A 14,885-nucleotide genomic window follows, 5' to 3' on the forward strand; every position below is an offset into this window, starting at 1 on the left:
GAAGGGCCACCGCGTGAAGGGCCGTCCGGTGCGGGGCCGGCCCGTAGGGCCTCCGGTCCGGACCGTGCGCGGTCCGGAGGGGAGGCCCTGGGCGAAAGATCTGCGGGCCGAGCCCGCGGTGCGGGCGGGGCCGGGGCCCTTCAGAGCTTCAGCTCCCACTGGCTCGCGTCCCAGTCGAGGCCGGGGCCGACCTCGACGGTCAGGCCCTTCGCGTCGGCCGGGGCGTCGAAGGCGTACGTCGCCGTGATCTTCTTGCCGGGCAGCACGGTCCCGGAGAAGCCTTCGCCGACCTTGCCGTCGAAGATCTGCTCGGCGTTCACACCGTCCTCCCCGGCGCGGGCGTCGACGGTGACGAGCGTCGCGTCGTACTTCTCCTTGCCCTTGTTCTCGATGACGACCGAGACCGTGTAGGCCTTGTTGCCCTTGGTGTGGCCGATCGCGAACTCGTCGGCGGTGTAGGAGGCCGGGGCGTTCACGGTGACCTCCAGACCGTCGTCGTACGCGGCGGAGTCACCCTCCCTCAGCACGTCGTCCTTGCCTTCGGTCCCGCCGGCAGCCCCTCCGGCCGCGGCCCCGCCCTCGGCGGCGGGCTTCGCGGAGGCCGAACTGTCGGCCACCGCCTTGTTGATGTCGGTCACCGCCTCGTCCACGGCCTTGAAGGTCAGGACGGCTCCGACGACCGACAGGATCAGCGCGACCAGGCCGAGGACGGCACCGAACGTCGTCACCCCCTTGTTCGTGGCCTCGCCCCGCTTGGCGCGGCCCCGGCCCGCCAGGCCCAGGATCAGCGCGATGAGGCCGAGGATCCCCGCGAGCCAGAAGAAGAACGGGATGAGCCCGGAGACCGTCCCGATGATGCCGAGGACGAGGGCCGAGATGCCGAGGCCGTTGCGGGCGGGCGAGGAGCCCGGCGGCTGCGCGGGGGCGTACGGCTGCTGAGGCTGCGTGTGCTGGGACATGGCTGTGCCCTTCGGTGACGAACGGGGAGTGTGAGCGGAGCAGTTCGGTGCGACGTTCTGTGCTACGGGTCAATAAGACCATCGACTGTGAACCGAGTCAACATGGAAAACTGCGTGAACCGGCGGAGCGGGGGAATCGGTATGCTCGCCCACACACAGCAGGCGAACCGACGTGCGCGGAACGGGAGACAGGCCAGTGCCGGATAGCTCGACAGAGGTGACCGCGGCCGGAATCGCCAGGCTCGCGGGCGTGGGCCGCGCGGCCGTCAGCAACTGGCGCCGTCGGCACCCCGATTTCCCGAAACCTGTCGGCGGTACGGAGGCCAGCCCGTCCTTCGCGCTCCCCGAGGTCGAACAGTGGCTGCGCGACCAGGGCAAGCTCGCCGAGGTCCCCCTGCGTGAGCGGGTCTGGCAGCAGCTGTCCGGCCACCCCGACGGGGCCGTGACCGCACTGGTCCACGCGGGGTGCGCCCTGCTGCTCGTCCGGGACAGGCCCACGGCCTGGCTGGAGATGGCCGCGGTCTCGGACGCCCGGATGGCGGAGGTGCTGCCGGTCGCGCTCGACCACGTCCTCACGAACCGCTTCGGGGAGGGGCGGGCGGTCCCCACGCCCACGGCCTCCGCCCTCCTGCCGTCCGTGCCGCTGCTGCGCGCCACGGCCGAACTCGCCGCGGAGGCCGGCACCCGGCCGGCCTTCGACTTCCTCTTCGGCCGCCAACTGGACGCCAACCCACGTCAGTACACGCTCACGCCCCCCGGGCTCGCCGAGCTCATGGCTGACCTCGCGCAGCCGGCCGGGGACGCCGCCCGGCGGGGCGGCGGGAGCGACTCCCGCACGGTCCTCGACCCCGCCGCCGGAACGGGGTCCCTGCTGTGCGCCGTCGGCAGGCCCACCGCCCTGTACGCGCAGGAGGCCGACCCCGGCCTGTCGGCCCTCACCGCGCTCCGCCTCGCCCTCCACACACAGGGGAGCGGGGCCGACGCGCCCACGCTCACGGCACGCACCGGCGACACCCTGCGCACCGACGCCTTCCCCGGGCTCACGGTGGACACGGTGCTCTGCCACCCGCCGTTCAACGAGCGCAACTGGGGCCATGACGACCTGGCCTACGACCCGCGCTGGGAGTACGGCTTCCCCGCCCGCACCGAGTCCGAACTCGCCTGGGTGCAGCACGCCCTCGCGCACCTGCGCGAGGGCGGGACCGCAGTGGTGCTGATGCCCCCCGCCGCGGCCTCACGCCGTTCGGGACGCCGTATCCGCGCCGACCTGCTGCGGCGCGGAGCCCTCCGCGCCGTCATCGCCCTGCCCGCCGGTGCCGCGCCCCCGTACGGGATCCCGCTGCACATCTGGGTCCTGCGCAAGCCGGGCGCCGGCCGGCCCCCGGCACCCGAACTGCTCGTCGTCGACGCCGCGGAGTCCGAGGCGTCCGGCGCCCCGGCCGGCCGTGACCGGCTGGACTGGCCGGCCGTGCGCGGCGCGGTGCTCGACGCGTGGACGCCCTTCGACGCACCGGGGCGCCGCGAGCCCGTCGAGGAACGCCCCGGAACCAGCAGGGCCGTTCCCGTCATCGAACTCCTCGACGACGACGTGGACCTGGCCCCCGCCCGCCATCTCCCGCCCCCGGCCACCGGCGGCGACGCGGCCGAGCTGGCCCGTGTGAGGGAGCGGCTGGACGACACCCTCAGGCTGACCGCCCGGCTCACGCCACCGCCCGCCGTCCCCGGCGAACAGGCCAGGCGGCCCGTCACGACGGTCGGTGAACTGGCGCGCGCGGGCGCCCTGCACCTGCGCACCGGATCGGGCGCGGGCAGCGGCACGGCACCCGTCCTCACCGAGCACGACGTCCTCGCGGGCACGGGCCCCAGCGGTACACCCTCCGTACCGGCGGGATCACCCGAGGAGGAGCCGCTCCTCCTGGAACCCGGCGACGTCGTCGTGCCCGTGGTCGGCGGCGGATCCGTCGCCAGGGTCGTCGACGAGGCCACCGCGGGCGCCGTGCTCGGCCGCAACCTCCAGTTGCTGCGGCCCGATCCCGCCGCCCTCGACCCCTGGTTCCTGGCGGGCTTCCTGCGCGGCACCGCCAACAACCGGCAGGCCAGCAGCTACGCCTCCACCGCGACCCGGCTCGACGCCCGGCGCATCCAGGTGCCCCGGCTCCCGCTGGACGAACAGCGGCGCTACGGAGAGCGGTTCAGCGTCCTCGCCGCGTTCGAGGACGCGCTCCGCGAGGCGGGACGACTCGGCGGACAGCTGGTGCAGGGGATGTACGACGGCCTGACGGACGGATCGGTCGCGCCGGAGTGACGTGAAGCACAACGGTTGCGCACAACCCGGGACCTGATGTCCGTGTCGGTGTATACGCTCACTGCACACGTCCGACCCACGCCCTCCGGGAGCAGCACATGCACGGCTACGGCTATCCGCCGGAGCAGCAGCAGCAGCCGACGCGCCGTCCGTCCTCGGCCACGCTGGTCACGCTGCGCGTGGTCTTCGTGGCGCTCGCCCTGCTGAGCTGCGGGCTCCTCGCCTGGGCCGCCATGCTGCGGCTGGCCGTCGTCACCCGCAAGCAGCGTGACTGGTGGCTGTTCGGTCTGGTGCTGGCACTGAACATAGGCCTCCTCGCGTACCTGGGGACGCTGCCGGAGGAGGAAGAGGTGCTGACGGACGGGCAGGCGGTCATCACCCTGTCCTGGGCGCTGGTCGTCTTCGTCGGCACGGTCACCTACTACCTGTACACGGAGATCAGGCACTTCGGCCCCTACGGCGGCACCCGGGGAGCTCCGTACGCGGGCCCGAGCACCGGCCCGTACGGCGGTGGGCACCCGGCGGCACCGACGTTCCCGGCCGGTGGGTACGCCCCGCGGCGGACCGTGCCCGATCCGCCGATGGCACCCGCCTACGGTTACCCGCCCGTCCCGCACCAGGGCCCCGTCCCGCACCAGGGCCCCACCCCCACCCCGCCGCCGGGCGGTTCGAGGCCGGCCTCGCCCCAGCGTCTCGACCAGGTGCGCGCCGAGCTCGACGAGCTGAGCGACTACCTCCGCAAGGAGGGTGACGGCCGGTGAACGGACGTGTCATCGCCGGGCGTTACGCACTGGCGACGATTCTCGGCCAAGGCGGCATGGGGCAGGTCTGGACGGCGTACGACCAGCGCCTCGACCGCAGGGTCGCGGTGAAGCTCCTGCGCCCCGACCGGGTCGCCGGCCCCTCCGGCAGCGAGGCCGCCGACGACGTGCGCCGACGCTTCGTCCGCGAGTGCCGGGTGACCGCGCAGGTCGACCACCCCGGTCTGGTCACGGTCCACGACGCGGGCAGCGACGGCGAGGACCTCTACCTCGTCATGCAGTACGTCGAGGGCGCGGACCTCGCCGACCACCTCGCCGAGCACGACCCCTACCCGTGGCCCTGGGCCGTGGCGGTCGCCGCCCAGCTGTGCGCGGTGCTCTCCGCGGTGCACGCCGTGCCGATCGTCCACCGCGACCTCAAGCCCCGCAACGCGATGGTGAAGCCCGACGGCACCGTCACGGTGCTGGACCTCGGCATCGCCTCCGTGATGGACACCGACACCACCCGCCTTACGCACACGGGTTCACCGATCGGCTCCCCGGCCTACATGGCGCCCGAACAGGCGATGGGCGGCGCGGTCGGCCCCTACACCGACCTGTACGCCCTCGGCGTCCTGATGCACGAACTCCTCAGCGGGGACGTGCCGTTCGCCGGGTCCACCGCGCTGGGCGTCCTGCACCGCCACCTCTACGAGCCGCCCCTCCCGGTCCGTCACCTCAGGCCCGAGGTCCCCGAGGCGCTCGAAGCCCTCGTCCTGCGGCTGCTCTCCAAGGACCCGCAGCACCGGCCGGCCTCCGCCCAGGAGGTCTACGAGTCCCTGCGGCCCCTGCTGCCCGCCGGCGGCTCGCCCTCGGGCCCCCTCGACCCGACCCGCCCGTTCCTCCGCCCGCACGCCCCCTGGCCCGACCGGGCGGCCGTCCCGGCGCCGGCGCCGCCCGTCCCCGGCCGGCAGGTACCGGCCCCGCCCCAGGAACCGCCCGCCAGGCCCGATGTGGCGAAGGCCGTCGACGACGTGAAGCGCCTGCTCGGCGAGGGCCGCATCACCCAGGCCGTCGACGTCCTCGGCGGAATCCTGCCCGCCGCGGCCCAGGAGCACGGCGAACACTCACCGGTCGTACGGATCCTGCGCAAGCAGTACGCGGCGACGCTGATGGACGACGGCCAGTACCGCCGCGCCCTCCCGGAACTCCGCCGCCTCGCCGAGGACCGCGCTGCGGAGGCCGGCCCCGCGGATCCCCAGACCCTGCAGTACCGCTACGACGCCGCGCAGTGCCTGGAGCAGCTCGGTGAGCCCGCCGCCGCCCTGGCCGAGTACCGCGGGGTCCTCCCCTTCTACGAGAACGGCTACGCGACCTCCACCGGCCCCGGCCGCGCCTTCGACATCCGCCGCCGGATCGCCCACCTCCTGCTCGGCATGGGCGACCACACGGCGGGCCGGGGCCAGTTGCAGGCCCTGCTGTACGACACGGAGCGCGCCTACGGGCCGCACCACGCGCTCCCCGTGGAGCTCCGCCGCCAACTGGTCCACCACCAGGACGTCCGCGGGTCGAGGTGAGCGGCGGGACGGCCGACAAGGGCGGAACTGAAGGGATTTCGTCCCCGACCCCACACTGACCGGTCCGGAAATCGTTGGTCGAAGCAGTGGCCCGAATCACGTCCACTGCCTAACATCGATCACCGCAAGGCTTTGTGCACTGATGCACAAACTCTCCCCGGGAGGCTCCTTTGCACCGCCGTCGTCGCACCGCGCTCGCCCTGTCCGCCGCCACGCTCGTCGCGGCCCCCCTCCTGGCCGCCTGCGGCAGCGAGGCCCACCCCGGTGCCGCGGCCGTGGTCGGCGGCGACCGGATCGACGTGGCCACCGTCCAGGCACAGGCGGCCGACGTGCGCACCGCGCAGCAGAAGTCGGAGCAGTCCGAGGAACTGGTCACCAAGTCGGGCCAGCTGACCCGGGTCAAGCTGTCCGGGCTGATCTTCGGGCGGGTCCTGGACCGGGCGGCGAAGGACGCGGGGGTCAGCGTCAGCCGTAAGGAGATCCAGCAGCTCCGCGGTGTCGCCGCCGAGCAGTCGGGCGGTGAGGAGGGCGTACGGACCCTGATGCTGGAGCAGCGCTGGGTCGCGCCCGGACAGATCGAGGCGAGCCTGCGTCAGGAGGTCCAGCTCCAGAAGCTGGCCGGGGCCCTCGGCGCCGACCTGCAGAGCCCCACCGGGGTGCAGGCCGTCGGACAGGCCCTCACCGAGGCGTCGAAGGCGCTCCACATCGACGTCAACCCGCGCTACGGCAGCTGGGACAACAAGAAGGTCCAGCTCAGCACGTACAAGGCGCCGTGGATCACCCAGGTCACGCCCGTGCAGGGCCAGGACCCCGAGGCAGGCGCCTGACCCCGCTCGTCCAGGGGTAGGTTCGGGGTGTGAACGCTGAAGACCCCGGCCGCATCGTCCTGCTCACCGCCAGCCACCGGGTCGCCCCCGGTCTGCTGTCCTGGCCCGCCTGGCAGACGCTGCGGGCCGCCGACCGGGTGCTGTGCGCCGAGCGGGACCACCCGCAGCTGCCGTACCTGGAGGAGGCGGGGGTCGCCGTCGAGCACGACGCTCCCACGGCCGAGGCGCTGGTGGACGAGTGCGCGGGCGGCCGGACCGTGGTGGTGCTGGTGGGCGGCGAGGGGAACCAGCCGCTCACCGACGGCCTGGCCCGGCTCGGTGGTTCGGGCCGGGTGCGGATGCCGGACCTGGAACTGCTGCCCGGTTCGTACGACCTGCCCGGTGCCCGGCTCCTGGACCTGGTCCAGGTCATGGACCGGATCCGGCTCGAATGCCCGTGGACCTCGCAGAAGACGCACCAGGGTCTCGCGAAGTACGCCATCGAGGAGGCGTACGAACTGGTCGAGGCGATCGAGGACGGCGACCGCGAGGAACTGCGCGAGGAGCTCGGCGACGTCCTGCTCCAGGTCGTCTTCCACGCGCGCATCGCGCAGGAGGACCAGGAGGAGCCGTTCGGCATCGACGACGTCGCGGCCACGATCGTCGAGAAGCTGATCCACCGCCATCCCCACGTGTTCGGCGACGAGACCGCCGAGACCCCGGAGGACGTCCACGCCCACTGGCTGCGTACGAAGGCGATCGAGAAGCAGCGCGCGTCGGTCACCGACGGGGTGCCGCTCGGTCAGCCGGGCCTGGCGCTCGCGGCCAAGCTCGGCAGCAGGGTCCGTACCGCGGGTCTCGACGTCGCGCTCCCCGGGGGCGAGGGGGTCGGCCACCGGCTGCTCGCCCTCGCCGTGCGGGCCGAGCGGGACGGTACGGACCCGGAGGCCGCCCTGCGGGCCGCCGCGCGCGCCTACCGCGACGTGATCCGGGCGGCGGAAGGGCTCGGGACCGGTCCGGATAGCGTCGAGGAGTGAACGACAGTCCTCCTACGGCCTCCGCGCCGGACGCAGCGCCCGAACTCTTCACCTGGGAGTTCGCCACCGACCCGTACCCCGCCTACGCATGGCTGCGCGAGCACAGCCCCGTGCACCGCACGACGCTGCCCAGCGGGGTCGAGGCGTGGCTGGTGACCCGGTACGCCGACGCGCGGCAGGCGCTCGCCGACACCCGGCTCTCCAAGAACCCGGCCCACCACGCGGGGTCCGCGACCGCCAAGGGCAGGACGGGTATCCCCGGGGAGCGCAAGGCGGAGCTGATGACGCATCTGCTGAACATCGACCCGCCGGACCACACCCGTCTGCGCCGGCTCGTCTCCAAGGCGTTCACCCCGCGCCGGGTCGCGGAGTTCGCGCCGCGCGTGCAGGAGCTGACGGACCGCCTCATCGACGGCTTCGCCGATAAGGGGGAGGCGGACCTCATCCACGACTTCGCGTTCCCTCTCCCCATCTACGCGATCTGCGACCTGCTGGGCGTGCCGCGCGAGGACCAGGACGACTTCCGGGACTGGGCGGGCATGATGATCCGGCACGGCGGGGGCCCGCGCGGTGGCGTCGCCAGGTCGGTCAAGAAGATGCGCGGCTATCTCGCCGAGCTCATCCACCGCAAGAGGGAGGATCCGGGCGACGACCTGATCTCGGGGCTGATCCGGGCGAGCGACCACGGCGAGCACCTGACCGAGAACGAGGCCGCGGCCATGGCGTTCATCCTCCTGTTCGCCGGTTTCGAGACGACGGTGAACCTGATCGGCAACGGCACCTACGCCCTGCTGCGCAACCCGTCCCAGCGCGAGCGGCTGGAGCGCTCCCTGGCGGCGGGGGAGACCGGACTGCTCGCCACGGGCGTCGAGGAGCTGCTGCGCTACGACGGGCCGGTGGAGCTCGCGACATGGCGCTACGCCACCGAGCCCGTGAGCCTGGGAGGACAGGACGTCGCGGCCGGGGACCCCGTACTCGTGGTTCTGGCCGCCGCGGATCGGGATCCGGACAGATTCCAGAATGCGGACACCCTGGATCTCGCTCGGAGTGACAATCAGCATCTGGGCTACGGCCACGGAATCCACTACTGCCTGGGGGCTCCGCTGGCCCGCCTGGAGGGTCAGGTGGCTCTGGCGACACTGCTGCGACGCCTCCCCGACCTGCGGCTCGCCGCGGAACCTGCCGATTTGCGCTGGCGCGGCGGGCTCATCATGCGTGGACTGCGCACCCTTCCGGTGGAGTTCGGTACCGGACAGCCGTCCGCGAAAGGTGACACTCCGTCAACTCTGTGACTTTCGCGTGATCTCCGCTGCATCGACTTGTGACACACGTTCGAGTAGGGCTAGGTTCACCGTTCGACTCACCCGTCACATGTCAGTCACACGGAAGGCAATCCCATGGGCTCCGCGACCGGCAGACACCGTCGCCCTCGCCAGGCACCCGCCATCGTCGTCGCCGCAGGCGTCACCGGTTCGGCCATCGCCATCCCGCTGCTCGGTGCGGGCGGCGCGCAGGCCGCCGACGCCACGACCTGGGACCGGGTCGCAGAATGCGAGAGCGGCGGCATGTGGAGTGCCGACCTGGGCAACGGCTACTACGGAGGCCTGCAGTTCTCGCAGGACACCTGGAACGCCTACGGCGGCACGGAGTACGCGTCCCGCGCCGACCTCGCGAGCCGCTCGCAGCAGATCGCCGTCGCCGAGAACGTGCTGGACGACAAGGGTCCGCAGGCGTGGCCCAGCTGCGCGGTGATCTCCGGGCTGGCCCTGGACGGGACGCTGCCGGGCGTCGACCCGGGTGGCGAGCCGTCGGCTGAGCCCTCCGGCACCGCCACGGAGACCCCCTCCTCCGACGCGTCGGACCAGGCCGCATCGAAGGACGACGCGGACGCGAAGAGCGACGCGGAGCCGAAGGGCAAGGCCAAGGACAAGGGCAAGGCCGCCGGTGGCACGGCGGACACCGGCGACGCCGCGGGCAGCGCCGACGCGTCGCCGTCCGCCACCCCGTCCTCCGGGACGTCCGGAGCCTCCGGCGCGGCGAAGGGTGACGCCGCGAAGGGTGACACCGCGAAGGGTGACGCCTCGACGGGCGGGAAGCACCGCGGCACCCCCGCTCCCGAGAGCAGCGCCGGGTCGGCGCTGGACGAGGGACGCGAGTCGGGCCGGCACGCCTCGCGGGGCGACTCGGAGGCCCGTCAGGGCGCCGCGGAGGCGTACACCGTCCGCGAGGGCGACAACCTCTGGGCGATCGCCGACGCGCAGGAGCTCCCGGGTGGCTGGACCGCTCTGTACGAGGCGAACAAGGACGAACTGGGCTCCGACCCGGACCTCATCCTGCCCGGCCAGAGCCTGAACCTCGACGCCGGCGCGGACGCTCAGGACGCCGTGGCGGAGACCGCTGCGGCCAACTGATCAAAAGCGGGAAAACACCCCGAAAGCGGGGGCAGTTAAGAGACCTATGTCCACTTATGCGTAAGTGAGACATGGGTCTCTTTGCTTCAACTGGTGCGCCTGTCCGTCCGGTCCGTCCATTTTGGCCATGACCTGCGAAAACGAACCGCAAGGCCGGAGCGTTAAGGGCTGATTAGCCGTTATGTCCATCTTTGAATGTCGGGGTTGCGTGTGTCTACGGTCGGAGCCGCTCGCACCGCGGGCACCTTCGACCGTCACGCCGAATCCTGCCGTCGGCCGAAGGGGACCGACGCGTAAAGCGCCGTAGGCAGGAGCGGGGGACCCAGGTAAGTGCCGGCAGCCCGGCCGTCGGAAGGCGGAGGGGACACCGGCTGGGGGTGAAGCCGTCCGCGAGAGCGGGTGGCCGGGCAACTCACAGGCCCGAACCCGACAGCTCACCTCGTAGGCGTCGGTGAGGAGAACCATGCTGCTTTCCAGCAAGGGCAAGCACCGTCGCCCGTCCAAGGCCGTCCGTATCGCGACCCTGGCCGGTGTCACCGGTGCTGCCGTCGCCGTACCGCTGATGGGTGCGACCGGCGCCTCCGCCGCCTCCGTCGCCACCTGGGACGCCGTCGCCCAGTGCGAGTCCGGTGGCAACTGGTCCATCAACACCGGCAACGGCTACTACGGCGGCCTGCAGTTCTCGCAGTCCAGCTGGGCGGCCGCCGGTGGCACGCAGTACGCCGCCCGCGCCGACCTGGCCACCAAGGGCCAGCAGATAGCCGCCGCCGAGAAGCTTCTCGACCTGCAGGGCCCGGGTGCCTGGTCCTGCGCCGGCGCCGGCGGTCTGACGAACGACGGCGTGGACCCGGGTGTCGACACCGGCTCCGCCAAGAACGGCGACACGGACCCGCAGGCCGCGCCGGAGCGCAAGGCCGAGCAGCCCACCACGCGCAGCGAGAAGCGCACGGCCCCCGAGAAGACCGTCACCACCCCGACCGGCCAGAAGGTCGAGAAGGGTGACGGCGAGTACAAGGTGAAGGCCGGCGACACCCTGAGCAAGATCGCCGACGCCGAGAAGGTCAAGGGCGGCTGGGAGAAGCTCTTCAAGCTGAACGACGACATCGTCGACGACGCCAACCTGATCTTCCCGGGTCAGCAGCTCCACCTGAAGTAGTCCTGGACGACCCGGGGTCCCCCTCCTGCCCCGGCGGCCCGGCCCGGCGCGCATACCCCCCGCGCGCCGGGCCGCGGCCGTGCGGAGGTCCTTCGGCGGGTGTGATCCGGGTGTGACCGCCCACCCGTCCTGAGGGGCAGCGTTCAATTCTTGTGGTTACTTGCCAGTAGAATTCTGGAGCTTTGCCCGTTATGCAGGCCCTTGGGTCCTTTTTCGTCCCAGGGGGCGGGCTGACGGCCGACGCAGCGGGCCGAGACGGTTAGGCTCGTGGCGCAAGGCCACAGTGACCCTGCCCAACCAGTGTCAGATCCCAGAAGGAGATGCCTCGTGCCGTCCATCGACGTCGTCGTAGCCAGGGAAATCCTCGACTCCCGGGGCAACCCCACGGTCGAGGTCGAGGTTGGCCTCGACGACGGCAGCACGGGACGTGCTGCTGTTCCGTCCGGCGCCTCCACCGGCGCGTTCGAGGCCATTGAGCTTCGCGACGGTGACCCCAACCGCTACCAGGGCAAGGGCGTCGAGAAGGCCGTCCTCGCCGTGATCGAGCAGATCGGCCCGGAGCTCGTCGGCTACGACGCCACCGAGCAGCGCCTCATCGACCAGGCGATGTTCGACCTGGACGCCACCGAGAACAAGGGCTCCCTCGGGGCCAACGCCATCCTCGGTGTCTCGCTGGCCGTGGCGCACGCCGCGTCCGAGGCCTCCGACCTCCCGCTGTTCCGCTACCTCGGCGGCCCGAACGCGCACCTGCTGCCCGTTCCGATGATGAACATCCTGAACGGCGGCTCGCACGCCGACTCCAACGTGGACATCCAGGAGTTCATGATCGCGCCGATCGGCGCCGAGTCCTTCTCCGAGGCCCTTCGCTGGGGCGCGGAGATCTACCACACGCTGAAGAAGGTCCTGAAGACCAAGGGCCTGTCCACCGGTCTCGGTGACGAGGGCGGCTTCGCCCCCAACCTCGAGTCGAACCGCGCCGCCCTCGACCTCATCCTCGAGGCCGTCAAGGAGGCCGGTTACGTCCCGGGCCGCGACATCGCGCTCGCGCTCGACGTCGCCGCGTCCGAGTTCTACAAGGACGGCGTCTACGAGTTCGAGGGCAAGTCCCGCTCGGCCGCCGAGATGACCGAGTACTACGAGGAGCTCGTCTCCGCGTACCCGCTGGTCTCCATCGAGGACCCGCTGTACGAGGACGACTGGGCCGGCTGGAAGGTCATCACCGACAAGCTCGGCTCCAAGGTGCAGATCGTCGGTGACGACCTCTTCGTCACCAACCCCGAGCGCCTCGCCCGCGGCATCGAGGAGGGCTCGGCCAACGCCCTGCTCGTCAAGGTCAACCAGATCGGTTCGCTGACCGAGACCCTCGACGCCGTCGAGCTCGCCCAGCGCAACGGCTTCAAGTGCATGATGTCCCACCGCTCCGGTGAGACCGAGGACGTCACCATCGCCGACCTCGCCGTCGCCGTGAACTGCGGCCAGATCAAGACCGGCGCCCCGGCCCGCTCGGACCGCGTCGCCAAGTACAACCAGCTGCTGCGCATCGAGGAGATCCTCGACGACGCCGCGGTGTACGCCGGTCGTTCGGCGTTCCCGCGGTTCCGCTTCGAGGGCTGACAGCCCGAGTCCGGAGCACCAGCCTCCGTCCGTCCCCGCATCCGGTCCCGTACCGTGTGCGGGGACGGACGTGCGTAACGGGGAGGCGTGAGACATGGCCGGGAAGGACCGCGACCGGTTCTCCACCGCGACCAGGCTGCGGCTGCTCGGGGAGCAGACGGCGGCCCGTGTCTACCGGTCCCAGAACCGCCGCCAGGCCCGGCGCTCCCGGCTCACCGGCCGGGCCGCGTTCCTCGCGCTGATCGTCTGCTCGCTGGTGGTCGCCCTGGCGTACCCCATGCGGCAGTACATCTCCCAGCGCGACCAGATCGCGGAGCAGGAGCGGCTCTCGCAGGAGGCCCACCGGCGGACAGAGGAGCTGCGTGACGAGAAGGCGCGGCTCGAGGACGACGCGTACGTCCGCCGTCTCGCGCGCCAGCACCTGCACTACGTGCTGCCCGGCGAGACCGGCTATACCGTGGTCGACCCGGACGCGGCCGATGTGCGCCGGGGCGAGCCGGGGGCGACGGGGCGGCCCTGGCACTCGAACCTCTGGGACGGCGTCGACAGCGCCGACCGGGAATGACCCCGTACCGGTGCGGACCCCGGGGCACGCGTCGTGCCCCGTCCCCGCACCGATTCATACAGTCCGACCGATGACATTCAAGGCAGGCATGGACACGCCCCCTCCGCAGACCGAATCCACCACGCCCACCGCTGTGGACATCGCCGCGTTCGAGCTCCAGCTCGGCCGGCCGCCCCGTGGGCTGCGCGCCATCGCGCACCGCTGCCCGTGCGGCAACCCGGACGTGGTCGAGACGCAGCCCCGTCTGGAGGACGGCACGCCGTTCCCGACGACGTACTACCTGACCTGTCCGCGTGCCGCGTCGGCGATCGGCACGCTGGAGGCGAACGGGGTCATGAAGGAGATGACCGAGCGCCTGGCGACGGACCCCGAACTGGCCGCCGCCTACCGTGCCGCGCACGAGGACTACATCGCGCGCCGTGACGCCATCGAGGTGCTGGAGGGCTTCCCGAGCGCGGGCGGGATGCCGGACCGTGTGAAGTGCCTGCACGTGCTGGTCGGCCACTCGCTGGCGGCCGGCCCCGGGGTGAACCCGCTGGGCGACGAAGCGATCGCGATGCTGCCGGAGTGGTGGGCGAAGGGCCCGTGCGTCACGCCGTGCGGGGCGCCGGACGAGAAGGACGGCTGGACGGTGGACGAGGGCGACGGCGGCCACTTCGCCTTCCGCCCGGCCGAAGGCCCGGACGCGTGACCCGGGTCGCCGCCGTCGACTGCGGCACCAACTCCATCCGCCTGCTGGTGGCGGACGTGGACCCCGCCACCGGGGACTTCACCGAGCTCGACCGCCGGATGCGGATCGTCCGGCTCGGCCAAGGCGTCGACCGGACCGGCCGGCTGGCCCCCGAGGCGCTGGAGCGCACCTTCGACGCCTGCCGCGACTACGCGGCCGCGATCAAGGAGCTCGGTGCCGAGCGGATCCGGTTCGTCGCCACGTCCGCCTCGCGGGACGCGGAGAACAGCGACACGTTCGTCCGCGGTGTCCAGGAGATCCTGGGTGTCGAGCCCGAGGTCGTCACGGGCGACCTGGAGGCGCAGCTCTCCTTCGACGGTGCCACCAAGGAACTGGTGGGCGCCGACCACCTGGAGAAGCCGTACCTCGTCGTGGACATCGGCGGCGGTTCCACGGAGTTCGTGGTGGGCGACGACCGCGTCCGTGCCGCCCGGTCCGTGGACATCGGCTGCGTACGCATGACCGAGCGTCATCTCGTCCTGGACGGGGCCGTGGTGGACCCGCCGACGCCCGACCGGATCGCCGCGATCCGCGCGGACGTCGCGGCGGCCCTCGACCTCGTCGAGGAGACCGTGCCGATCTCCTCGGCGGCGACCCTGGTCGGCCTGGCGGGAACGGTCACCACCGTCGCCGCGATGGCGCTCGGTCTGGAGGAGTACGACTCCGAGGCGATCCACCACTCCCGGGTGTCCGTCGAGCGGGTCCGGGAGCTCACGGAGCGGCTGCTCGCCTCGACCCACGAGGAGCGCGCCGCGATCCCCGCGATGCATCCGGGGAGGGTCGACGTGATCGCCTCGGGGGCCCTCGTCCTGCTCGCCGTGATGGAGCGGGCCGGGGCCCGCGAGGTCGTCGTCAGCGAGCACGACATCCTCGACGGGATCGCCTGGTCGGCCGCCTGATCACCGGAGTGCCGCGGGCACGGTGAGCCGGTGCTCATACGCATTCCCGCCTGCACTTCTGAGCTTGCGGGAGGCCTCCCCGGACC

Annotated in this window: 13 protein-coding genes and 1 riboswitch; of the genes, 12 read left to right on the plus strand and 1 reads right to left on the minus strand. The window is 72.1% G+C overall.

What is annotated here, in order from left to right; all coding sequences use genetic code 11:
* Positions 1-140: 140 nt before the first annotated feature.
* Entirely contained in the window at positions 141-959 is an 819-nt protein-coding gene (locus IA22_RS0118360; protein WP_030124193.1) for a DUF4352 domain-containing protein, read from the minus strand.
* A 196-nt stretch (positions 960-1,155) separates the two neighbouring features.
* Between IA22_RS0118360 and IA22_RS0118365 the strand changes: the two genes are divergently transcribed.
* The 12 genes from IA22_RS0118365 (at position 1,156) to IA22_RS0118420 (ending at position 14,799) form a co-directional block, all read left to right on the plus strand.
* Entirely contained in the window at positions 1,156-3,264 is a 2,109-nt protein-coding gene (locus IA22_RS0118365; RefSeq protein WP_030124194.1) for an N-6 DNA methylase, read from the plus strand.
* A gap of 98 nt (positions 3,265-3,362) precedes the next feature.
* Complete coding sequence (locus IA22_RS0118370) at positions 3,363-4,025, plus strand: hypothetical protein (protein WP_030124195.1); 663 nt, start codon at positions 3,363-3,365, stop codon at positions 4,023-4,025.
* Positions 4,022-5,581 carry a serine/threonine-protein kinase gene (locus IA22_RS0118375; RefSeq protein WP_014155831.1) on the plus strand — a complete coding sequence of 520 codons (1,560 nt, stop codon included), beginning with the start codon at positions 4,022-4,024 and terminating at the stop codon, positions 5,579-5,581. Before IA22_RS0118370 ends, IA22_RS0118375 begins: the two co-directional genes overlap by 4 nt.
* A gap of 170 nt (positions 5,582-5,751) precedes the next feature.
* Entirely contained in the window at positions 5,752-6,408 is a 657-nt protein-coding gene (locus tag IA22_RS0118380) for a SurA N-terminal domain-containing protein (protein WP_030124196.1), read from the plus strand.
* A gap of 29 nt (positions 6,409-6,437) precedes the next feature.
* Positions 6,438-7,424: a nucleoside triphosphate pyrophosphohydrolase gene (locus IA22_RS0118385; RefSeq protein ID WP_015577487.1), complete on the plus strand. Its 987-nt coding sequence runs from the start codon at positions 6,438-6,440 to the stop codon at positions 7,422-7,424.
* Positions 7,421-8,716, plus strand: a complete 1,296-nt coding sequence (locus IA22_RS0118390) for a cytochrome P450 family protein (RefSeq protein ID WP_030124197.1) — start codon at positions 7,421-7,423, stop codon at positions 8,714-8,716. Before IA22_RS0118385 ends, IA22_RS0118390 begins: the two co-directional genes overlap by 4 nt.
* Positions 8,717-8,821: 105 nt before the next feature.
* Positions 8,822-9,835 carry a transglycosylase family protein gene (locus IA22_RS0118395; RefSeq protein ID WP_030124198.1) on the plus strand — a complete coding sequence of 338 codons (1,014 nt, stop codon included), beginning with the start codon at positions 8,822-8,824 and terminating at the stop codon, positions 9,833-9,835.
* Between the two features lie 289 nt (positions 9,836-10,124).
* Positions 10,125-10,298, plus strand: a riboswitch (cyclic di-AMP (ydaO/yuaA leader).
* Positions 10,299-10,991: a LysM peptidoglycan-binding domain-containing protein gene (locus IA22_RS0118400; protein WP_015577486.1), complete on the plus strand. Its 693-nt coding sequence runs from the start codon at positions 10,299-10,301 to the stop codon at positions 10,989-10,991.
* A 327-nt stretch (positions 10,992-11,318) separates the two neighbouring features.
* Positions 11,319-12,605, plus strand: coding sequence for a phosphopyruvate hydratase (gene eno / locus IA22_RS0118405; protein ID WP_014155837.1), 1,287 nt, complete (start codon positions 11,319-11,321; stop codon positions 12,603-12,605).
* 94 nt (positions 12,606-12,699) lie between these two features.
* Positions 12,700-13,170 carry an FtsB family cell division protein gene (locus IA22_RS0118410; protein ID WP_014155838.1) on the plus strand — a complete coding sequence of 157 codons (471 nt, stop codon included), beginning with the start codon at positions 12,700-12,702 and terminating at the stop codon, positions 13,168-13,170.
* Between the two features lie 88 nt (positions 13,171-13,258).
* Positions 13,259-13,861, plus strand: a complete 603-nt coding sequence (locus IA22_RS0118415; protein ID WP_014155839.1) for a DUF501 domain-containing protein — start codon at positions 13,259-13,261, stop codon at positions 13,859-13,861.
* Entirely contained in the window at positions 13,858-14,799 is a 942-nt protein-coding gene (locus IA22_RS0118420; RefSeq protein ID WP_014155840.1) for a Ppx/GppA phosphatase family protein, read from the plus strand. The genes IA22_RS0118415 and IA22_RS0118420 overlap by 4 nt, the downstream gene beginning before the upstream one ends.
* The last annotated feature ends 86 nt before the right edge of the window (positions 14,800-14,885 follow it).

This window comes from Kitasatospora papulosa (assembly GCF_000717245.1).
Classification (GTDB): Bacteria; Actinomycetota; Actinomycetes; order Streptomycetales; family Streptomycetaceae; genus Streptomyces; species Streptomyces papulosus.

What these genes read in the sequence shown, in the direction of transcription:
- IA22_RS0118360 (WP_030124193.1), bottom strand. Translation starts at nt 959, where the DNA reads ATGTCCCAGCACACGCAGCCTCAGCAGCCGTACGCCCCCGCGCAGCCG.
- IA22_RS0118370 (WP_030124195.1), top strand. Translation starts at nt 3,363, where the DNA reads ATGCACGGCTACGGCTATCCGCCGGAGCAGCAGCAGCAGCCGACGCGC.
- IA22_RS0118395 (WP_030124198.1), top strand. Translation starts at nt 8,822, where the DNA reads ATGGGCTCCGCGACCGGCAGACACCGTCGCCCTCGCCAGGCACCCGCC.
- IA22_RS0118400 (WP_015577486.1), top strand. Translation starts at nt 10,299, where the DNA reads ATGCTGCTTTCCAGCAAGGGCAAGCACCGTCGCCCGTCCAAGGCCGTC.
- IA22_RS0118410 (WP_014155838.1), top strand. Translation starts at nt 12,700, where the DNA reads ATGGCCGGGAAGGACCGCGACCGGTTCTCCACCGCGACCAGGCTGCGG.
- IA22_RS0118415 (WP_014155839.1), top strand. Translation starts at nt 13,259, where the DNA reads ATGGACACGCCCCCTCCGCAGACCGAATCCACCACGCCCACCGCTGTG.